The 22754-nt window shown below is 50.0% G+C and carries 14 protein-coding genes, 4 tRNA genes and 1 pseudogene; 18 read left to right on the top strand and 1 reads right to left on the bottom strand.

The annotated features are described in order from the left end of the window. Positions 1–268: 268 nt before the first annotated feature. The 9 genes from QVO97_RS03355 to QVO97_RS03315 all read left to right on the top strand — a co-directional run bounded on the left by QVO97_RS03355 (position 269) and on the right by QVO97_RS03315 (position 5558). On the top strand, positions 269–1216 hold the full coding sequence (locus QVO97_RS03355; RefSeq protein ID WP_022358989.1) for a diacylglycerol/lipid kinase family protein: 948 nt from the start codon (positions 269–271) through the stop codon (positions 1214–1216). Positions 1217–1313: 97 nt separating this feature from the next. Next, a complete protein-coding gene (gene ispF / locus QVO97_RS03350) occupies positions 1314–1889 on the top strand; it encodes a 2-C-methyl-D-erythritol 2,4-cyclodiphosphate synthase (RefSeq protein WP_022358988.1) in 576 nt (191 codons plus the stop codon). An 18-nt stretch (positions 1890–1907) separates the two neighbouring features. Beyond that, entirely contained in the window at positions 1908–3317 is a 1410-nt protein-coding gene (gene cysS, locus QVO97_RS03345; RefSeq protein WP_022358987.1) for a cysteine--tRNA ligase, read from the top strand. Next, positions 3302–3790: a Mini-ribonuclease 3 gene (locus QVO97_RS03340; RefSeq protein WP_022358986.1), complete on the top strand. Its 489-nt coding sequence runs from the start codon at positions 3302–3304 to the stop codon at positions 3788–3790. Before cysS ends, QVO97_RS03340 begins: the two co-directional genes overlap by 16 nt. Positions 3791–3858: 68 nt before the next feature. Next, positions 3859–4623: a 23S rRNA (guanosine(2251)-2'-O)-methyltransferase RlmB gene (gene rlmB, locus QVO97_RS03335; RefSeq protein ID WP_022358985.1), complete on the top strand. Its 765-nt coding sequence runs from the start codon at positions 3859–3861 to the stop codon at positions 4621–4623. Between the two features lie 234 nt (positions 4624–4857). Next, a tRNA-Thr gene (locus tag QVO97_RS03330) sits at positions 4858–4930 on the top strand. A 103-nt stretch (positions 4931–5033) separates the two neighbouring features. Next, positions 5034–5106: transfer RNA gene (locus QVO97_RS03325), tRNA-Ala, on the top strand. A gap of 277 nt (positions 5107–5383) precedes the next feature. Continuing rightward, positions 5384–5463 (top strand) — tRNA-Leu (locus QVO97_RS03320). A gap of 11 nt (positions 5464–5474) precedes the next feature. Further along, positions 5475–5558 (top strand) — tRNA-Leu (locus QVO97_RS03315). A 149-nt stretch (positions 5559–5707) separates the two neighbouring features. On the opposite strand, the gene QVO97_RS03310 is transcribed toward QVO97_RS03315, so the two are convergent. Next, positions 5708–6043 (bottom strand): cyclic-di-AMP receptor, encoded by a 336-nt coding sequence (locus QVO97_RS03310; protein WP_022358984.1) that lies wholly within the window; start codon positions 6041–6043, stop codon positions 5708–5710. A 188-nt stretch (positions 6044–6231) separates the two neighbouring features. On the opposite strand from QVO97_RS03310, the gene QVO97_RS03305 reads away from it, so the two are divergent. From QVO97_RS03305 to QVO97_RS03265, 9 genes and pseudogenes are all read left to right on the top strand, one after another. After that, a complete protein-coding gene (locus QVO97_RS03305; protein ID WP_022358983.1) occupies positions 6232–6846 on the top strand; it encodes an HAD family hydrolase in 615 nt (204 codons plus the stop codon). A 304-nt stretch (positions 6847–7150) separates the two neighbouring features. Beyond that, positions 7151–7396 (top strand): (2Fe-2S) ferredoxin domain-containing protein, encoded by a 246-nt coding sequence (locus QVO97_RS03300; RefSeq protein ID WP_022358982.1) that lies wholly within the window; start codon positions 7151–7153, stop codon positions 7394–7396. 37 nt (positions 7397–7433) lie between these two features. Beyond that, positions 7434–9149: a [Fe-Fe] hydrogenase large subunit C-terminal domain-containing protein gene (locus tag QVO97_RS03295; protein WP_022358981.1), complete on the top strand. Its 1716-nt coding sequence runs from the start codon at positions 7434–7436 to the stop codon at positions 9147–9149. Beyond that, positions 9150–10334, top strand: a complete 1185-nt coding sequence (locus QVO97_RS03290) for a SpoIIE family protein phosphatase (protein ID WP_022358980.1) — start codon at positions 9150–9152, stop codon at positions 10332–10334. Between the two features lie 15 nt (positions 10335–10349). Continuing rightward, entirely contained in the window at positions 10350–11801 is a 1452-nt protein-coding gene (locus QVO97_RS03285; protein ID WP_022358979.1) for a 4Fe-4S dicluster domain-containing protein, read from the top strand. 998 nt (positions 11802–12799) lie between these two features. After that, positions 12800–14092 (top strand): DUF6273 domain-containing protein, encoded by a 1293-nt coding sequence (locus QVO97_RS03280; protein ID WP_288188783.1) that lies wholly within the window; start codon positions 12800–12802, stop codon positions 14090–14092. A 116-nt stretch (positions 14093–14208) separates the two neighbouring features. After that, positions 14209–18102, top strand: coding sequence for an Ig-like domain-containing protein (locus QVO97_RS03275; protein ID WP_022358977.1), 3894 nt, complete (start codon positions 14209–14211; stop codon positions 18100–18102). A gap of 83 nt (positions 18103–18185) precedes the next feature. After that, positions 18186–19130, top strand: a complete 945-nt coding sequence (locus QVO97_RS03270; RefSeq protein ID WP_022358976.1) for a hypothetical protein — start codon at positions 18186–18188, stop codon at positions 19128–19130. A gap of 60 nt (positions 19131–19190) precedes the next feature. Further along, positions 19191–22754: pseudogene (locus QVO97_RS03265) on the top strand (hypothetical protein); the annotation flags it as partial.

The following is a 22754-nucleotide window of genomic DNA, read 5'->3' as shown; positions in this document are numbered from 1 at the left end:
ATGCTCTCCCAGCTGAGCTAAGATCCCGCTGACACTCGCACAAATTGCGATTGCTTTGCAAGTATAATATAAATTTTCAAGATTGTCAACACTTTTGAGAAAATAATTTATAGAAATTTTCTTATCATTTAAAAGGAAGTATGGTATACTTATCTCATGCAAAATTGTAATGGCGCTGTATCCTGTGACAGGTATTCTGGCAGGGTAAAAGATAAAATATAACGCCCCAGCAGGGGAGTTTCTGTATTTTCGGAAAGCAGGGGACGTTATGGCAAAATATGAGGATGGAGTAATGTATTATTTCATTATTAATCCCGCTTCACAGAGTGGCCGCGGCTATAAGATATGGGAGAAAATAGAGCAGCGGCTTGTGCGGGACGGGGTTGAGTATCAGGCATATTTGACAGAATATGCGGGGCAGGCGACAGAGTATGCAAGGAAGCTGACGTCCCACTGCAAGGAGGCACGGGTGATTGTGGTCGTGGGCGGTGACGGGACGATGAATGAGGTCGTGGACGGAATCGTTTCCTGCGACATGGTGACGCTGGGCTATATTCCGGTGGGGACAGGCAGTGATCTGGCGCGCGGGCTCCGGCTTTCGAGAAGACCGATGCGCGGACTGCGCCGGATTTTTAAGGCGCGGCGGATCCGGCAGATCGATTATGGTGTGATTGCATACGGCGATGATGTGCTCCGACATCGGCGTTTTATCGTCAGCGCGGGGATCGGGCTGGATGCGGAAGTATGCCAGCATATGCAGCGTTCGGCGATCAAAAATATCTGCAACCGGATTCATCTGCGGCGATTGTCGTACCGGATACTGGGATTTATACAGTATTTGAAGGCGAAACCGATCCGGGGGTATATTTTGCTCGATGGAACGCGCCGGGTGGAATTTAATTATATTTATTTTATCAGTGCACAGATTCAACCCTGCGAGGGCGGCGGATTCTGGTTTGCGCCGAAGGCGGACAGCAGCGACGGCAACCTGGAGGTCTGCATTGTCAGCCATGCCTCGAAGCGGCAGGTGCTTGGAACCCTGCTCCGGGCGTTGTTCCGGCGCTCCCACAACCGGGGGCTTCGGTGCTTCAGCTGCCGGGAGGTCCAGATCTACACGGAACGCCCGATGGCAGTTCACGTGGACGGCGAGAGCTGTCAGTACCAGAGCAATCTGGAAGTCCGCTGTATTGAGCGTAAATTAAAAATTGTTGGATAAGTGTATATTTTTCAAAAGTATAAAATAATTTATCAAATAAAGTAACTGCGGGCAGTCCGGACAGTTACAAAATGACCAAGAAAGGAACTGGAATACGATGAGAATAGGACAGGGATATGATGTGCATAAACTTGTTCCGGATCGGGAACTGATTTTAGGCGGCGTGACGATCCCGTATGAGAAGGGGCTGTTAGGACATTCGGATGCGGATGTGCTGGTGCATGCGGTGATGGATGCGCTCTTAGGGGCGGCGGCACTGGGCGACATCGGACAGCATTTTCCGGACACGGATCCGGCATATGAGGGTGCGTCGAGCATCGAGCTTCTGAAAAATGTAGGGAAACTTCTGCAGGAACGCGGCTATGTGATTGAAAATATCGATGCCACGATCATTGCGCAGCGCCCGAAGCTGGCTGCATACCGCCCACAGATGGCAGAAAATATTGCAGATGCGCTGGGGCTTCCGGTCAGCCGTGTGAGTGTCAAGGCGACGACCGAAGAAGGACTTGGTTTTACAGGCAGCGGCGAGGGCATTTCCTCACAGGCGATTACCCTGTTGACGGAAGTGGAGAATTACTGTTATGATAGTGAAATGATGACGCAGGCAGCGGCTTGCGGTGGATGCGGCGGCTGTGGCGGCTGTCAGGCAGCACCGGAAGCAGATTTAAAATAGAAGAGGAGTAATGAGGTTATGAAAATTTTCAACACATTGTCCCGCAGAAAAGAGGAGTTTGTGCCGATCGAACCGGGCAAGGTTAAGATGTATGTGTGCGGACCGACCGTTTACAATTTTATTCATATTGGAAATGCAAGACCGATGATCGTATTTGATACGGTCCGCCGGTATTTTGAGTACAAAGGATACGAAGTAAACTATGTATCTAACTTTACTGATGTGGATGACAAGATCATCAGGAAAGCCATCGAGGAGGGCGTGGATGCGGAGACGATCTCCAAGCGCTATATCGCAGAGTGCAAAAAAGATATGGAGATGATGAACGTCAAACCGGCGACGAAGAATCCGCAGGCGACTCAGGAGATCGGCGGTATGATCGAGATGATCAATACGCTGATCGAAAAAGGACATGCGTATGTGGCAGCTGACGGCACGGTTTATTTCCGCACCAAATCCTTTAAAGAGTACGGAAAACTGTCCCATAAAAATCTGGACGATCTGCAGTCCGGCTTCCGTGAGATCAAGGTAACCGGCGAGGAAGGCAAGGAAGATCCGACCGATTTCGTTCTCTGGAAACCGAAAAAAGAAGGAGAGCCGTTCTGGGAGTCTCCGTGGTGCCAGGGCCGTCCAGGCTGGCATATCGAGTGCTCCGAGATGTCCAAGAAATATCTTGGCGAGTCCATCGATATCCATGCAGGCGGAGAGGATCTGATCTTCCCGCACCATGAAAATGAGATCGCGCAGAGCGAGTGCGCGAACGGCAAGACCTTTGCCAACTACTGGATGCACAACGCATTCTTAAATATTGATAACCGCAAGATGTCCAAATCTCTTGGAAACTTCTTTACCGTGCGTGAGATCAGTGAGAAATACGATTTGCAGGTTCTGCGTCTCTTCATGCTGAGCGCCCAGTACCGCAGCCCGCTCAATTTCAGCGCGGATTTGATGGAAGCTTCGAAAAACAGCTTAGAGCGCATCCGCACTGCGGCAGAGCATCAGGCAGACTGTCTGAAAGCAGCGAAAGAGGGCGAGATGACGGCAGAGGAGAAGCAGAATCAGGCAGCAGTCGAGGAGTTGGTTCAGAAGTTCGAGACGGCGATGGACGATGATTTCAACACCGCAGATGCGATTTCAGCTATTTTTGAGATTGTACGCCTGAGTAACTCCACGATTTCGGAAGCATCGACGAAGGCATACGTTTCCTATGTCAAAGAGACGATGGACAAACTCTGCGATGTGCTCGGTATTATCACGGAGAAGAAGAAAGAGATTCTGGACAGCGAAGTAGAAGACTTGATCGCAAAACGCCAGCAGGCGAGAAAAGACAAGAATTTTGCACTGGCAGATGAGATCCGTGGACAGCTTCTCGATATGGGAATTATTCTGGAAGATACGAGAGAGGGCGTCAAATGGAAACGGGCTTAAATGCGTTTAAGGAAGCGCTGCATTTAAAACATGTTGAGGCGGGGGAGTATTCCCCGCTGGCGCTGGCGTATATCGGCGATGCGGTCTATGAGCTGGCGATCCGCACCCTTGTCATGAACCGCGGTAATATGCAGGTCAACAAGATGCACAAGAAGACGGCGAACCTGGTCAAGGCGGACGCACAGGCACGTTTTTATCTGCTTCTGGAGGAAGAGCTGACGGATGCGGAGAAGGCGGCATACCGACGCGGACGCAATGCGAAATCTTTTACGATGCCGAAGCACGCGACGATGAAGGATTACCGGATGGCGACCGGATTTGAGGCGCTGATGGGCTATCTCTATCTGACCGAGCAGTTTGACAGGATGGCAGAACTTCTGGGAAAAGGGCTGGAACAGATGGGAGAATTGGCGGAGGCAGAGGGAACATCCACAGATTCGCATGCGCTACAGGAAGCAGAGAACGAGAAATAACAGTGAGAGTGCGGAAGTACCGCCGGAAACGCTATAAATATCGTTATAAATCATGATGAGGAAAATAGATGGAACAGGAAAATAAGCAGGAAAATAGATTTGAAGAGACGATGATCGAAGGCAGAAATGCCGTTTTAGAGGCATTCCGTTCGGGCAAGACGGTGGATAAGCTGTTTGTGCTGGATGGTTGCCAGGATGGACCGGTCAAGACGATCACGAGAGAGGCAAAAAAGCAGAATACGATCATCCACTATGTGGCGAAGGAGAGACTCGACCAGCTTTCTGAGACCGGCAAGCATCAGGGCGTGATTGCACAGGCAGCGGCATACCGCTATGCAGAGGTGGAAGATATGCTAAAGCTGGCAGAAGAGAAAGGCGAGCCGCCGTTTCTCTTTATTCTGGATGGCATTGAGGATCCGCACAATCTGGGTGCGATCATCCGTACTGCCAATCTGGCAGGCGCACATGGCGTGATCATCCCGAAACGCCGCGCAGTGGGACTGACATCGACGGTTGCGAAGACCTCGGCGGGAGCGCTGAATTATACGCCGGTGGCGAAGGTAACCAATATTTCAGCCACGATCGAGGAGCTGAAAGAGAGAGGACTCTGGTTTGTCTGTGCCGATATGGGAGGAGAGAGCATGTACCGCCTCGACTTAAAAGGACCGATCGGTCTGGTGATTGGCAATGAGGGCGAAGGTGTCAGCCGTCTGGTGCGGGAAAAATGTGATTTCATCGCATCGATCCCGATGAAGGGAGATATCGACTCCCTGAACGCATCGGTGGCAGCTGGCGTGCTGGCATATGAGATTGTGCGTCAGAGAATGATGTAGGGTAAGTGAAAGGTATCGGGCAACCGATTCCGCTACTCCCCTCCTCGTTGGAATCATATAGAAATATGAAAAGATAGGAAATGCGAATCGGATGTCTGCGAATGAAAACGGAGGCATCCGATGAAAAAAACGGGAAATTTAAAAAAATAAAAAAAATTCAAAAAAACCGTTGACAAAACGATTGTATCATGATAAACTAATCGAGGCTTAGAGATGAGCCGAAAACAAAAAGATGCTGCTGTAGCACAGTCGGTAGTGCGTCGCATTGGTAGTGCGGAGGTCACGGGTCCGATTCCCGTCAGCAGCTCTGCTAGAAAAGAACGGAAGCCTTTGATTTACAAGGGTTTCCGTTTTTTTTATTCTCTACTTGCAATTCATTCCAGTTGTGCTATAATGATAACAGTTTGGACGGGGACATAGCTCAGCTGGGAGAGCGTTGCGTTCGCAACGCAAAGGTCGCGGGTTCGAATCCCGTTGTCTCCATGATAGAGAAAGCCTTGAAAACATTGGTTTTTCCGTTGTTTTCAAGGCTTTTTTGTGTTTTTAAGATTTCAAGCGGAACAAAATATTCCGTTATAGGTACACACTTTTCGGTACAAGGATCACACGAAAGATCACACGGACTTTCAGTATCGATGAATTTGCCGCCCATTTTTTCTAAAAGAACTTTCGAAAAAATTCAAAAAAATAAAAAAAACTCTTCCATTTTGAACTACCCTATGTTATAATAAACTCACTTGTGAGTCAGAAAGACAAGCAAGCGGGCATGGCGGAATTGGCAGACGCGCCAGATTTAGGTTCTGGTACGAGAGTGTGCAGGTTCAAGTCCTGTTGCCCGCACTAGAAATTACGCAGAAGTGGCGGAATTGGCAGACGCGCACGGTTCAGGTCCGTGTGATGGCAACATCATGAGGGTTCAAGTCCCTTCTTCTGCATGATTAGCTGCAGAACCTGAGTGCAGCGTGGAACTCCCAGAGATGATTTCTCCGGGAGTTTTTCTTTTTCTATAAAATGAATCAAAAAGGGGCAGACGCGCAAGCGAAAGCCCCTTTTGTAATTCGGATTTGTAATATAAATCAAAAAATTAGAATTTCTGAAATTCTTCTACATTTATTACAAATACGGTTGCTCCGCCGACTTTCATGTTCATCGGAACGGTCATATTGACAGTCGGGCAGCAGTTTCCGGCCATGGTCGGCGGCGTGTATACAAGCTGCTCGCGGGCACCGGACATTTTTTTGATGATGGAGATGGCGTCCTCGACGCGTTCATCTTCGACACCGAGCATCAGGGTTGTACTTTTCTTTTTCAGAAAGCCGCCCATCGTGGAAAGCTTGGTGACAAAGAAGGAGTGCTGGTTTAATTCATATACTAAATCATCGGCGTCCTCACTGCCAATGATTGCGATAATCATTTTCATAAGCGGTACCTCCTGAAAAATTTTCTATTATTGTACCATTAATTTATGAAAATGGAAATAAAAAAATGAGAAATTTATGTTAAAATATAAATGATTATGATTGCTTGCGGGTGAGAATTTTTTGGACTGAAAATTCCATCTGCCGCAGGAATGGCGGCAGATTTGCGGGATGAGAGAAAGGCAGAAGTATGATTCGAAATATAGTATTTGATATGGGAATGGTTTTACTGGAGTATGATCCGGTCAAGGTGTGCTGGGAGTACACAGATAATCCGGAGGATGTGGAGTGGATGCGCCGCGAATTGTTTGAGTCGAAGGAGTGGTCGCTTTTAGACGAGGGAACGCTGACGGATGCACAGGCGCTGGAGCGGGTGCAGAAACGCCTGCCAAATGAACATCTGCGCTGGCTGGCGAAGGAAAGTCTGGAACACTGGCATGAGTACAACATCTGGGCGAAGCCGGGGATGGGAGAGCTGGTGAAGGAACTGAAAGAAAAGGGCTTCGGCATCTACCTCTGCTCGAATTGTTCCGTGCGCCTGCGTGTGTTCGAGCATGAGATTCCGGGCATTGAATATTTTGATGGCACGCTTGTCTCAGCGGAGGAGAAGCTGGCGAAGCCGAATCCGGCGATCTATGAGAGATTGTTTGAAAAATTTCATCTCAAAGCGGAAGAATGCTTTTTCATCGATGACCGTCAGGATAACATCGACAGCGCGAAGGGCTGCGGCATGGATGGTTACTGTTTTGCGGACGGGAATGTGGAGAGGCTGCGGGCGTACATGGAGGAGATGGAAATATTATAGAAAAGCAGTGCAAGGTGCCCGATAAAAAGATTATTTTCCTAAAAAACACCGGGAGAGTCATAAGCTGATGAAAAGAAAGTGAAAAGGTTTTGGAATCAGGCACTTATGGTCTAAAAAAAATACAAAATCAGAAAGAAATTTGATTGATAATAATATCACAATATGAGATAATGAAGAAGAATGGGGAAAGATGCATTTTTAGTAAATTCCCCTGGAAGATGCATGTGAACAGACAGTTTTTTGACCGGGAATCTCCGGTGAAAGGCTGCGTCTGTTTTATAACGGATAGTGAGGAGGTCATTATATGAGAGTATCGATTTGTATCGGAAGTGCCTGTCATCTGAAAGGATCCCGCGAGGTAATCCAGAAGCTGCAGAAGCTGGTTTCAGAGAATCATCTGGACAGTGAGGTGGATTTAAATGGAGATTTCTGCAGCGGCAACTGCCGTAAAGGTGTCTGTGTGACGGTAGATGGAGAATTGTATTCCGTAAAACCGGAGACAACTGAAGAATTTTTCCAGAAGGAGATTCTGGGACGCCTGAACGCGTAATCGTTTACATATAACGGCAAAAAGAGAGGGAGAGTCTATGCCGATTATTGATTTTAAGGCGACGATGTGTAAGCATTGTTATAAATGTGTGCGGGGCTGCGAAGTGAAATCAATCATGATCCGGGATGGTCATGCATATATCATGCCAAATCGCTGTATTCTCTGTGGGCAGTGCCTTTTGAACTGCCCGCAGTCGGCAAAACGTGTTCCGAGCGAACTTTCCAAGGTCAAAAAGCTGATTGAGAGCGGCGCACCGGTTATTGCATCGCTGTCGTCTTCCTATATGGGGGTTCTGCCGTATAAAACGCGGGGGCAGGTCAAGTCAGCATTAAAAAAGCTGGGATTTACGAATGTTTGTGATGCGGCGGAGGGCGCCGCGCTGGCGACGGAAGAGTATGTCCGTTTATTAGAGCAGGGCGAGATGAAAAATATCATCACAACTGCCTGTCCGAGTATCGTGAACCTGATTGAGATTCATTATCCGGAACTGATCAAATATCTGGCACCGGTGCTGATTCCGTCGGGGATCCATACGCGCATGCTGCACGCGGAGTTCGGCGAGGCGGCGAAGGTAGTCGTGATCGGACCGTGTATCGCGGAAAAAGAGAAAAACAGGGTTGTGAAGCCCGATGCAGTCCTCACATTTGAGGATTTAAAACAGTGGCTGTCAGAGGAACAGATCGAGATCGAAGCATGTGAGGAAGAACCGTTCGAAGATCGTGAACCGGGCGCGAATCTGCGTTATCCGGTCAGCGGCGGACTGCTTACGGCGGTGACGGCAACCCAGAAGAAACCGGACAAGTACCGCAAGTTCTACGTCAGCGGCGTGAAGGACTGCCTGGATGTCTGTGAGGCGATGAAAACCGGCGAGGTGGCTGGCTGTTTCATCGAGATGAACGCCTGTCATGGAGGCTGTGTCAATGGACCGTCCACGGCGACCTCAGTGTCGAGTTTTAAAGTTAAGCTGGATCTGGAAGCGATGCTTCCGAAGGAACCGGCAGATCTATCCCTGATGCATGAGGCGGCGCGCCAGGTGGAGATTCACCGGACGTTTGTGGATCGTTCCCAGAAGGAGCGGATTCCGACCGAGGAAGAGATCCGGGAGATCTTGAAAAAGACGGGCAAGATGACGCCGGAGCAGGAATTAAACTGTGGTGCGTGCGGTTATCCGACCTGCCGGGAGAAGGCGATCGCTGTTTTCCAGAAAAAGGCGGAGGTCGATATGTGTATTCCGTACCTGCATGACCGGGCGCAGTCGCTGTCTCATCTGGTGATGGATACGTCCCCGAACCTGATCATGATCATCGACGATGATATGCGGATCCAGGAGTGTTCGGTGGCGGCAGAAATGTATTTCGGCGTCAAACCGGAGGCGATCAAGGGAAAACCGCTGGAGGACTTTATCAACGCCGAGGATGTACGCGAGGTATTCCGGACGCACACAAGCGTCCACAGCCGGAAGGTGATCTATCCGGATCGGAATCTTGTGACGCTTCAAAACATTGCGTATATCGATGACGGCAATTTTGTCATTGCCACGATCATTGATGTAACGCGCGAGGAAAAACAGGCAAAACAGGAATATGCCAAGAAAAAGGCGACCATTGATCTGGCACAGAATGTCATTTACAAACAGATGATGGTTGCACAGAATATTGCCGGACTCCTGGGTGAGACGACGGCGGAGACGAAGACAACTCTGATGAAGCTTTGTTCCCTGATTGACGATGAGAGCGAAAGTGAGGTCCGATAAATGGGAGTAACCGTAGATGTCACGTTTAAAAGTCTGAATAAGTATTCAGAGATCCTGTGCGGCGATACGGTAGAGTGCCTGAAAACGGAAGATTCGGACGTTATCATTCTGGCGGACGGCATGGGAAGCGGCGTCAAGGCGAATATTCTTTCGACGCTGACGGCAAAGATTCTGGGTACGATGTTTTTAAATGGAGCCACGCTGGAGGAATGTGTGGAGACGATTGTGCAGACGCTTCCGATCTGTCAGACGAGACAGGTGGCGTATGCGACGTTCTCAATTCTCCAGATTTTCAACAACGGCGAGGTATATTTAGTTGAATATGATAACCCGCGATGCATTTTTTTGCGCTGTGGTCATGTGGTGGAGCTGCAGAAATACAAGCGTCTCGTCAAGGACAAGGAGATCAGCGAGTGCCGGTTCCAGGTTCAGAAGGGTGATGCGCTGGTACTTGTCAGCGACGGCGTGACGCACGCGGGAGTCGGAAAGAGCGGCAAATATAAATTTGGCTGGCCGTGGGAGTCGGTGGCAGAGTTTGTTTCGGAACAATGCCTGACCTCTCTTTCGTCGGCACGTATGGCGGCGGCACTCTGTGCGGAATGCAGCCAGATTTATGAGGGAAAACCGGGCGATGATACGACGGTTGTGGTAGCTCGGATCATTGACCGCAAACCGGTCAACCTGATGACGGGACCGCCGCTCGACCGCAACGACGATGAGACGATCACGGCGGATTTTATGAAAGATGAGTCGGCAAAGCACATTGTATCGGGCGGAACCAGCGCGACGATCCTGTCGCGGGAGCTGGGACGACCGCTGCGGGTATCAATGGATTACAGCGACCCGGATATTCCGCCGATCGCTTTTATGGAAGGCATCGATCTGGTGACGGAGGGAGTCCTGACGCTGCGGAAAGCGATCGAACTTCTGAAACGCTATCTGATCGAATGCGATTTAAGTTCTGAGTTTTTCAGCGAGTTGGACAAGAAAAATGGTGCGTCCATGATCGCGAAGATTTTGATAGAAGACTGCACGGAATTACATATGTTTGTGGGAACGGCGGCGAACAGCGCCTACCAGAATCCAGGGATGGCGTTTGATCTGGGAATCCGCCAGAACCTGGTCAAACAGCTAAAAGAAGCAGTCGAAGGTATGGGAAAGAAAGTTACGGTAACGTATTATTAATAAGGAGGATAAACCATGGTAACGAATGACGCGACAATTCTGCGCATCAAACATGAGATACTTTATGAGGTAGCAAAGCTTGCCTGGAATGATCAGTTAGAGGACGGAAGAGACGATATTCCGTACAAAATCAGCCCTGGTCCGCAGGCACAGTACCGCTGCTGTGTATACAAGGAGAGAGAGATTGTCCGCCAGAGAATCCGTCTGGCAGAAGGTAAATGTCCGTCTGACCGCAATACAAACAACGTCGTACAGGTTATCAATGCAGCCTGTGAGGAGTGCCCGATTGCGTCCTACACAGTCACCGATAACTGCCGTAAATGTATGGGTAAAGCCTGCCAGAACTCCTGTCCGTTTGGAGCGATCAGCATGGGAAATACCAAGGCGCACATCGACCCAGATAAATGCCGCGAGTGCGGAAAGTGTTCCCAGGCATGCCCATACAATGCGATTGCCCATCTGGAGCGCCCGTGTAAGAAGGTCTGCCCAGTGGATGCGATTACCTACGATGAGTATGGTATATGTGTGATCGATGAGAAAAAATGTATCCAGTGTGGCGCCTGCATCCATTCCTGCCCGTTCGGTGCGATCGGTTCCAAGACCTTCATGGTCGATGTGATCCGCCTGATCAACGCAGGCAAAAAGGTCGTAGCGATGCTGGCACCGGCGACCGAAGGTCAGTTTGGACCGGACATCACGTTTGCAAGCTGGAAAACAGCTTTAAAGAAGATTGGATTTGCAGATATGATCGAGGTTGGTCTGGGCGGCGATATGACCGCGGCAGCCGAGGCAGAAGAGTGGGCGGAAGCTTACAAAGAGGGCAAGAAGATGACGACCTCCTGCTGTCCGGCATTTGTCAACATGATCAAACAGCATTTTCCACAGCTGCTTGACAATATGTCCACGACGGTTTCCCCGATGTGTGCGATCTCCCGTATGTTGAAGGCGCAGGATCCGGAGGTTGTCACTGTCTTTATCGGACCGTGTATCGCGAAGAAGAGCGAGACGCTGGATCTGAATATCCAGGGCAATGCGGACTATGCGATGACTTACGGAGAGATCCGTGCGATGATGCGGGCGAAAGACGTAAATCTGGAGCCGGAAGAGAACAGTATGCAGGAAGCCAGTGTATTTGGAAAACGCTTCGGCAACGGCGGCGGTGTAACAGCGGCGGTATTAGAATGTCTGAAGGAGTCTGGTGAGAATACCGATATCAAGGTAGCGCGCTGCAACGGTGCGGCTGAGTGTAAGAAAGCCCTTCTTCTTCTGAAAGTGGGACGTCTGCCGGAGGACTTCATCGAGGGTATGGCGTGCGTCGGCGGCTGTGTCGGCGGACCGAGCAAGCACAAAGCCGAGATGGAGGCGAAGAAGTCGAGAGACAAACTCATCGCCGAGGCAGATGCAAGAGAAGTACATGAGAACCTGAAGGCGTATGATATGGCGTCGTTCTCGATGCATCGGCATTGATGTGGGATACCCTTGGGAGAATGTGGCTGAGATAAAATAAATAGGAATTTATATATGAGTTAGTGGGAAAGTGCCTGCTCTGGAAAATGAAATTTGGAATATGAATTTTATTTTCTGGGGCGGGCGTTTTTCGTTGTGAAAATTCCAAAAGAGTTCTTGCATTTAGAGAATAGATGTGTTAGACTCAATATATCTTATCGAAATGAACTGCGGTCGCAGGTGGTTTCGTTCTAATTTATCTTTTTATTCTGGTAATTTGTGAGGTGCGTTTCGCACAGAATTCGATGATTTAGGAAAATTTGGGAGAATCGGATAACTGTATCGTTATAAAAAATGTGCAATATATTATATGATATATGCAATGCAAAATGAAAGCTTTTTATAGACGGAAAGAACCGCTGTCTGACTCAGAGTGAGAGTGTGTTTTGAATCAAATTAGAACTTATATACGGTTCATGTGATTGAGGCAGGGAAACAGGCGTTACTGTTCACAGGTAGGCACTTTTGGAACCGAAAGTGCCGTAAGAAAACGTGGTGGCAGCAGGAATTTGCCGTATTTAAATGCGAAGCCACGGCAAATTCCGTTACTGGGCACGTATGCGTGAACAGTAACCTTATATAACTTGCGAAAGAGGATAAGAAAAGGAATGTGAAAAAGGTTTGGGGGGAGGTTTGAGTTGTTAAAAATAAACATGGGGGCTCATAAAGGGTGTCGCTGCCGGAATGGTACCATTTTGGGAATATCACTGATATTGATATTTTCATCCGGTAGAATGGCGCTGGCAGCTGAAAATGCAGTGAAACAGGCAGAAACAGCTGTCATAGTCGGCTACAGCGTCTCATTTATAGATGCTGAGAATGCAAATCATCTTATATTTCATACGCAGACGGGCAAAGTTTTGGAAGGAACTTCCCTGAACGTATCTTTCCCAGAGCAAATCATAGGGAGCGACGGGCATATCTGGAAATCAGCGGTACAGTCACCGCAAATATTTGAATTGTATGGAACAGGAACTGAAAAAATTTATATCAAATATGAAAGAGGCGGCAAGGTTCCAGAAATAGGGGCAGAGGAGGATGCCGCCATGCTGGCGCTTCGGAAACGCCTGGAACGATGGAAACAGAGTGCATGGGAGGCGGAGTGCGCCATATTTGGGCGCGAGGATGCGGCGGTATCGGGCAGCGGTTCCGGTCTGACCGTTCAAAATCAGTCGGAAAATGATGCCAGGATCCGGAATCTGGTATCTGCGATCGGGGATGCAGCGTGGCATGAATTTTATCTGATTGGTCAGGATTTTACACCGTCGGCAAAAACAATCGGGGTGGAATACGACGCAGTTTATTCTGAGGTGGAAGAGGATTCCTTTTCGGTGGATGGAAAGGAATATATCATCACGCGCATCCGGGTGCGGAGAAACTGGGATGACCGTACTTGTACGCATCAGTGGAGCCAATGGGAGTGGGAGGAAAATGATTGCTTAAAGAATGGGCGGGCAGTGTATGTCTGCGGACGATGTCAGAAAGAAAAGATAGAGCGTCTTCCGGCGCTGGGGCACATGGATGAAAACGGAGATCAAATCTGTGACCGCTGTGGAAGCGTGGATTGGAGCGAAAGTGAAATGCCCGAAAAAGTGATCTGGAAGGAGGGCGATGTCCAGCTGCGCGAGGTGGGCGGAGAGATTTTGTCATTTACCTGTATCGACGACGATTACCATGACTGGCAGAATGAACACCGGAAAGCAGCGCTGTTTCTCTGTGACCGCGTGATCCGGGCGGATGTGGACACGGCACCGGGAAAAAAGATGAAGATTTTCTCGTTTGGCAAAGACAATAATTATAAAACTTCGCAGGTGCGCGCATGGCTGCAGAAAAACAGTCAGAACAGCAGCTTCTGTCTGGAACCGATCCATACGGGAATCCAGACCGCGTACATGGGAAGCACGGCGGCTGGTGCATTTTCGCAGACGTCCGGGCGGGAACTGGCGCGTCATGATATTGGTTTTCAGCTTATGAACGACCAGCTTTTCTGCCTGTCATTGGAAGAGGCACTTGCGTACCGGGAATATCTATGGCGGTTTGATTCCGGGGATGATAACCCACAAAGTCAGATCAGTGCCTATTCACAGGGATATTATCTGCGGACGCCTTTTTATTTGCAGGATGAAAACGGGAAATTCATTTATAATCAGCAGATTTATGGCGTTGATCTGGTAAATGGCTGTCTGCGTCCGGTGAGGACGGACAGTGAGACATATGGAGTACGTCCGGCATTTGCACTGTCACAGATGTAAAAAAGAATACTTGTTGAGCTTGGAAAGCGGGAGTGAAGCTGTTTGGCAGTTTGATTAGGAGAAGAGATTGGACAAGGGGAAATCAATCTAATGTTTGGGGAAAGAGGGGAACGTGTATGGGGAAAAAGAAGATGAAAAAAGTGATTCCATTTGCGGTGATGACGACGATGCTTTTGTCGGCGACGCTGCCGGCGTTTGCGGCGAGCGGGTTTGTGTTTGAGGATTGGGATTTGGGGATTATTTCGGAAAGGAAGGAAAAGTTGGATGATACAGACGATGCCATAAAAAGGCGGAAAGAATGGCAGAAACTGGCTGCATCGTCCAGTGAGCTTATGAATGCGGATGTGAGGGCAACTCCCTCTGAATTACGTTCTTCCAAAGTCATAGAGGCAACTCCTTCACAATTAATCATGCCGCGCGTTAGCGTCAGCGCCAGCCTCGGAAATCTCTGGGAAAACTGGGATGTGGCGGATTTGAGCTTTCTGGATGGAACACATGGACTTGGAACGAAACAAAAACCGTATCAGATACGCACGAAACATCAGCTGATGGGACTTAGCTTCCTGGCGGCGTTTGGCATGCAGCCGGATTATGGCGAGGTGGAAGAAGAGATCGTGGGGGATTACCGGGGCGCATGGTTTGAGCTGACGGCGAACATCGATCTGGGAGGAATGGACTGGAATCCGATCGGTTATTACCGGGATGATTCGGAATTTTCAGGGGAGGTGACGCACCCGTTTACGGCAAATCTGGATGGAAACGGTTATAAGATTTCAAATTTCCGGTTTGCAGGAGGCAGTTCGCCGAATGTTGGATTCTTTGGTGCGCTGGATGGGGCGGAGATCCGAAATCTGATGCTGGAACCAGGAAAGCCGGTCAAAGGAGTGCGTCAGGTGGGAATTTTGGCAGGAAATGCGAAGGATTCCAAGATTTTTAATTGTCAGGTAAAAGGCGATGTGGAAGGAACCGGAGCGGTCGGTGGAATAATCGGGCACATGGAAGGCAGCACGGTGGAAAACGGAATGGCACAGGTAACCGTCCGAACGACGGGACGTGCAGCCGGAGCGCAGGCGCTTGCGGGCGGAATCGCCGGGGAAGCGTCGGATGATTCTCGTATCATTGACTGTCAGGTCCGCACCGGGGATAACAGTACCTCGCGGATTCAGGGAACGGATGCGACTGTCGGCGGAATCGTGGGGCTTCAGAATGGGGCGGCTCTCTACAATACCTATGTAAATGGCACGATCGGCGGTTCTGGCAGCCAGAATGTCGGAGGACTCGTTGGAGAACGAATCAGCGGAGACTTGAAAGTGGGGCGGTTTGAGGGAATGATCGGTCAGTCAGGAACCGGGGCTGCCGGACACAGAGGAACCTTCATCGGATACCGCGCACCAGCTAATTATTTTAAATATGGGGATGACATCGCGTACCTGTTTGCGGATACGGAGGCAAAAATCGCAAACAATGTCTGTGGAAGCGGCATTTCAGATGATAACCAGTATACATACGCGTCGCACATCGGATATTCCCACGCGAAGGACAATTTCTTCACGCTGGTATCCGGCGGTGTCACGCGGGATGTGGACGAGCGATATTTTTATGAAGAACTGGAACAGGGGATTCTCTCAATTGTGGATGAAGAGCTGGGCGGGGAGATGGATGCGGAGTCGGTGGGGTACGATCTTGACCATTTTGCACCAAATGATGCGGGACGCCCGGTCCGTGGTTATCTGATTACGATTCCGCAGGTCGATACCGTCTCCAATGGAACGAATTATTACGATGTGGCAGTGCTGGAAGCACGGGGAAATGGCGCGTATTACCGGACACTCGATAAAAAACATCGCGGTGCGGTGGCACCGGGAAAGACGGTGACGGTCAGCACCTCGGCAAAGCAGGCGGAAAAAGCGCGCTTTCAGATGGAGGGAGTTCCGACGTATACGCGTGGGAAGAGCCGGAAAGATACTACTTATGTAAATGGCGGCGAGTATTGTTTTACGATGCCGGAGGAAAATACGCAGGTGTCAGCGGTTTATAAAAAGGTGGCAGTTTCGGTCGGGCTGACGCCGGGCGTGACGAAATTCCAGGTGGTGCAGGAGCGGACCGGAAACCGGAAACATCCGACGAAAGTCACACGCGTGATGGATGGAAATGGAAAATTAATTGCGACGTACATCCATGGAAATCTGCAGGCGGGAACACAGGTGCAGCCGGTGACGGTGCAGGCGATTGTGGATCGGAATAATGATGTGGCGGATGCATCGGTGCGCTGGAGTATCGATGATTCAGATTTGATTACGTTACTTCCAAATGACGATGAGGAAAGTGGTTATACGAAAAAGAGCGCGTCAGTCCAGGTAAATTTAAATAGTTCGTTTATCACTGATATAGTCCGGAAACTGGAAAAAGAGCAGGCAGACCGCGGATACCAGTATGCGATCGGAAGCGACATATACGGAGCAGGGTATCAGAACGGCGGCGTAGCGGTGCTGACGGCAGAGACGAAACCGGCAGCGAGCTTTGATGGGAAGCCGTGCCGGGGAAATGCGCGGATTGAGGTTACGTTCCAGATCAAGGATCAGACCTATGTAGCCAATGAAGGTGCGGCACTAAATCAGGATCAGTTGAAATTTGAGGTGGTGCGGACATTAAACGGAAATCGGAAACATCCAGATGAAACGATCCGGGTTACGGCACCGCAGGTCTTGAGTGCGTCTTTTACACCCGATTATTTTGACCGGAAAGATATATCGTGGACTGTCGGTGACGCAGCACTGATTTCGGTGGACGGCGAGGACAAGTCTGCCGGTGTGCAGGCGAAAAAGGATGCAAAATGGATCCGGGATCTGATCGCGGCAGATCAGGGCAGACATGTGAATACACCGTATGAAATACAGACAGCTTCCGGCAGCCGCACGACGAAGGTGACAGTGATCGGCGATGATATGCTTGGAAACCGGCAGACGGCATCGTGCAGAGTACAGGTGGATTTCCGGACAGTGGACGAATCGAAGATTTGTGTGGAAGGCATCAGCCTTATACCGAAAACGCTGCAATACGAGATCAAACGCACCCGGACGGGGGCAGGTTATCGTCCGGTGGAGGCATGGACGGGAACCGGTGCGAAAAAGCTGACAGCGTCGGTATTTCCGGCGCAGGCGTTTAACCAGAAAGTGACATATCAGGCAAGTGATGATTCGCTGTATGTATCATCGGATGGAACCGTGACGGTCAATACGACGGCTTCCTGGATACAGGAGCTTGACCGTCAATACTTAAAATCAGGCAGCCATACGGCATATGTGACCGTGAAAACCGAGGATGGTGGCTTCACGGACCGGGCGGCAGTCACAATTCAGTATGAGGCGGTCGATCAGACATACAGCGGAGGTTCCCATTCGGGCGGAGGTTCTCATTCGGGCGGCGGCTTGGGTGGAGGCTCTTCTTCTGGAAAGGGGGGAAGCAGTGCAGCGAATGCAACCGGACCGGCATCGGGGTTCAGTGATTTGACAGGAGCGGGTATTGGAAATCTGACAGAAGGACAGGCAGGCCCCGGGCAGAATGCGGATGCGGCAGCCATACCGGAATATGTAGTAGCTGGAAACTGGCGGAAGAATGCAGATGGAAGCTGGCAGTTTGAAGCGGGCGGTAGAAGTTATGCTTCTGAATGGGCGGCTGTCCACAATCCATATGCCGATCCGGCAAAGGGGCAGAGTACGTTTGACTGGTTCCGATTTGATGCAGATGGCAGGATGGTGAACGGCTGGTATACGGATGTGGATGGAAACACATATTATCTCTGGACGGAAATGGATGGAACACAGGGGCGTATGCTGACTGGCTGGAACTGGCTGCCGGGAAGCGATGGAGTGTTTCATTGTTACTATTTTCAGGAAAAATCTGATGGAATGAGGGGACGTTTGTATCGAAATACGCACACCCCCGATGGGAATTTAGTCAATGCGGATGGTTCCTGGGTGCTGGACGGAATAGTACAGACGAGAAGCTGAGAGAGGAGGAGAGAAGAAAACAGAGGCAAACAGGAAAATGAAGTGGAATGACACGAAAAGAATAAAAAATGGGGGTATAAAAAATGAAACAGGATAAGAAAACAACCAACAAATCGGGATGTACAGCCGTGCTGGCAGCAGCCATGATCGCAGCCGGAGGTTTCAGTGCTTATGCGGGCAATCAGGGGACGCATGGTGGTGAATGGAAGGACACAGAGAGTCTGAGATGGGAGTGGCAGAATGGAGAGATGAGTTTTTATGGAAATGGAAGTATTTTTTCAGAGCAGCACCCAGAGATCAGCGATCCGGAATATTACCTGAAAGAGGCAGTCCGTTATCCGGGGGAAGCAAATCCAGGGTGGAATACAAAGGGAGAACCGAAAGCAAATTATAGCTGGGCTTCGGTCGAAGAACTGCAGAAATTTGTCAATAGTTTTGACTGGATTCATTTGGATGAAAAAACGCGTCTTCTGTATGTGCATAACCGGATTGCAAACGGAGAGGGAGGTTTTAACCAGAATCATTACGGTTCGCCGGAAGAGGCAAAGGATTTCCCGGTTTTGGAAGGAGGCGTTGGCGTCTGCCGGGATTTCGCGGAAGAATTTCAGTTCCTATGCCAGATCGTAGGGCTGGAGTGTGTGACCTACACGCCGGAATATCTCCATGATGCGTGCCTGGTGCGGATCGGCACGCAGTGGTATGCGACGGATCCGACCTCCAGCCTGCCGCTATTTTCAAATGCGAAAACATATCCGGTTGACTTTGAGACGGAGTTTTACCGCTATGAGAATAAGGAGCGGGAGCAGAGAAGAAAGGAGTATGAAGCGGATCCGGACAGTCTTGCCAATGTGCTGGCGCTGACCTTGAGTATGCGGGGAGAAGGGACGATTTCCGAGGCTGCCTGGGAGAAAATACAGGCACCGATGGGGCAGATAGAAGAACAGTGGGGACGACAGGAAATATCAAGACAGGAGTATGAAAAGGGGATTATCTCGCTGCTGAAATCAGTTTGGGGAACTGAAAAATAAAGAAAACGAGGGACTGCCGGTGTTAAGGGGCGCGGGGCAGTAAAAACGAGGAGGAAGTTTATGGGGGAGTATCGGTACAGAGAGAATGTGAAACGGGGGATGGCGTTTGTACTGGCAATTATATTGGGAGGAATGGCTTTTTTGCCAGGATTCCCGGTTTTTCCGGCGAAAGCGGCACCTGCGAGCGGTCAGCAGACAACACTGACGACAGCCCATGGCGATACGCTGCTGGGACACAAGCTTTATTGTATCGATAAGGGCGGTTATGCGATCTGGGGAATTGCAGAAAAAGGGGATCTCTATGAAGCACACCGTCCCTCCCAGGCATCCGTTCCGCTGAGCAGTCAGGAACAGAAATATGTATTTTGGGCGATGCTCTCGCTCAGAGCAGCGCTGGGGGATGAAAAGGCAAATACATTTATCCGGGCGATCAATGTGGCAGCAAAAGCACAGGGAAAACCGGAAATTATCAAGATGGTGTCCGAGGAAGATCTGAAAACAATCCTCTATGTTCCAGCTGTGCGGGCAAAATATCCGTGGCTGGAGGCAGCTGCGTCAAATAGTGAGGCGTACATGCAAATGGGAGGAATGCTGTCTGGCGGAGGCAGCGGAAAGGAAAATACTGGTGTCGGCGGCGGAAAGATTCCAAATGTGATAGCTTCCAGCACCTCGCTGGGAACGGCAAAACAGGTAGATGCGGCGACTATGACGCTGTCGTTTGCGCCGGATGGCTCGGATTGGGATTTTATCCGTTCTGTACCGCTTGAATTTTCAAACAATGACGGTGTTTCATTCAGCCCGGTTCCGACCGATGGATGGACATATACAAAAACCGACTCGCAGATTATATTTAAAAATCCAAATCCAAAACCGTCGAAAGCCCTGATTCGTTTCCGGGTGGAAGGAACCCCATACGCTTCGGGCGGCGGGGGGTATGCTTCGGCGGAGGAGGCGATTGACCAGTCGCTTCAAATCTGGGAGTGTGTGACCTGTTCGGGGACACACGGAGGCGGAACGCCTGCCAAAAGTGATCCGTGGATTCATCAGCGGATGGTATGGATGGAGCTCGGAGTGGTTCCGGTCAATTATTTTGCTGCATTGGCGGGCGCTCCAACCCCGATACCGGAGCAGGGAGGCATTCAGTTTGAGGTATTTAGGCATGAAGAGGATTTTACTTCCACCTATAATCTGCAGATGTATAAATACGATCATGAGACAGGGAAAGCGCTGGAAGGGGCGCGGTTTGGCTTCTTTGAGCGCTTTGACGATAAGAACAGGGTAAATACTGAGCGGGACGGAGCTGCCGAATTGTATGAGGGCGGAGAACCATATGCCAGCCATTATCAGGATGAGCCGGTTCTCTGGGATGGTTTCAGACAAGTGGGTTCGGCGGTAACAGATGGTGATGGCTACGCCTCCCAGACGGTGGAGCATGGTTATCACTATGACAAGACGTTCTGTGACGGTCATCCGGCACCGACCTTTGTACCAGTTCCAGAGGAAGAGGAGGACGAAGAGGGAGAAGTCATCAATGAGGATGAGATTGAGGCGGCGCAGGCAGAAAATATCCGCCTGGCAAATAGCTGGCTTTTGTGCGAAGAGGAATGTGAAGAAAAGGCGGGCGGAGACTTTGAGGGCGTCCATTTTCACTGGATGATGGAGGAGGTCGATGCAGGGGAGATAGAAGGTATCGCGTCAGACGGCGGCTCCGAGGGAGAAACACCCGATGCGGGACCGACGACAGGGGCAGACGGGGAAACTTCGTATGCAAAGTCTGGCTGCCAGGAGGACTGTGGGCAGACGTATGAGAAGTTCATTTCCATGAAGTACAGTTATACCTGGAAAGAATTTAAAGCGCGGGATGGATATATTCTGCATGATGAACATGCAGATGACCTGCCAATTGAGATTATCACAACCGATGCATCTGAGCATGGGGCAAATGCAGCCTTTGGAGGCGGATATTCGCGTGATGTGGTGCTGGGAACGAAGAGTGTGAGAAGGAGTCAGGGCATCGGAGAGGCTTCCGGAAATCAGAATGGAGAAAGTGCGGGGAAGAGTCCTGTATTTCCAGGGCCGTTAAAAATGCGTGTTTTGCCGCAGAGGGTGGTTCTGTTTACGGCATTGGATGCAGCGCTTCTGGGGAAAGGGACACCGTCGGAGGCGGAGATAGGAGAAAAACCGCAAGATACAGGAAGCAAAGCGGGGAGAAATAGGAGTAAGACAAGTGAAAACAAACAGGACATAAATGAAAAAGGCAGAAAATTGACACAGGAGAAGAAGGAAGCAACTGCCTCGGAGATGAAAGTATCTATTTCGGACCATCTGGTAAATCGTGTCCAGAAAGGGTTTGTGTTTATTGATGAAGCGGATGATGATTTAGAAGAAGCAGAAAAAGCGGAACGTGCAAGTATTCGGCGATATATGGCAACCGGCTCAGATTTATTGACAACCGAGGCAGGTTTTTATACAAGCTGGCATTCACCTTCTTCGTTGTATCAAAATCCGCAGTTGTCACAAAGAACGGAAACACTGGCGGGTTCGGCAGCAGAGTCACTATTTTTCCCTGCCTATGAATCGGCGCTTGTTTCCGCGAGTGTGGGTTCAGCGATAGAGCCGGGAAGTGCTGGCAATTTCAGCCATTGCAATGGGGCAGACGGCGAGAAAGATGCCTGGAGGATCTACGATCACCGGACAGAGGGCGAGGTACATATCAATAAAAAGGATCTGGATCTGAAAAAGGGCGAAAATGAGTCTTACAATGCGCTTGGGGACTCACAGGGGGATGCAACGCTGGAAGGCGCAGTGTATGGCTTGTTTGCAGCAGAAGATCTGCTGCATCCGGATGGGAAAACAGGGGTAGTTTACCGGGCCAATCATCTGGTGGCGGTGGCGACGACAGACAAAAATGGAGATGCCTCGTTTCTGGCATGTACAGAGGCGCCGGGGCGAACCTATGATTATTCGAAAGGGTCGATTGCGGATGCAGCAGATGGATGGCGAAAGAAAGCGCCGGGAAATCTGTATACACAAGATGCGGCGATCGATGACTATACGGCAGATAAAGCCTGGGAGCGGATTTATTATAACAATACGTCAAAGAATGGGAATGCCTGGATTGGACGCCCACTTCTGATGGGGGAATATTATGTCAAGGAATTAAGCCGATCCGAGGGCTTTGAACTTTCGGTTGGAAATAAACTTCACGCAGTTACAAACCTGGGACAGGATCTGGAGGCGGCGGCCCTGGAACCGGGAGAAGGGTATGCCCATATTTCCATGCAGATGTATGGGGAAGAGCAGGCAGGCGATGGCGGAGCTGATACGAATGAAATTTTCTTTTCGGCAGAGTCAAAGGACACGAAAGAGGGAGTTTATGAGATTGTGGTGTCAGGGCTGCCGGAGGGCGTGAGCTTTTATCGAAAAGACGAGGGAAAAGGAACGGTTTCGGTGGAAGCTGGGACAGGTGAGTATGAAAAAGTTTATACCGGGGAACTGGCAGTGGCAGAGAACGACTATCAGTATCCCAAGTACAATGCGGATGGCACGCCGATGAATAAAAAGGTTCCGATTGAGTATGCGGCGGGGTGGATGCGCCAGGTCCGGGTGCAGGAACTTGTGCCG

The organism is Clostridium sp. CAG:43 (genome assembly GCF_000434655.1).
In the GTDB taxonomy this organism is placed as follows: domain Bacteria; phylum Bacillota; class Clostridia; order Lachnospirales; family Lachnospiraceae; genus Otoolea; species Otoolea fessa.
The sequence above is the reverse complement of the archived record's forward strand: the minus strand, read 5'-3'. Positions and strand labels throughout refer to the sequence as shown.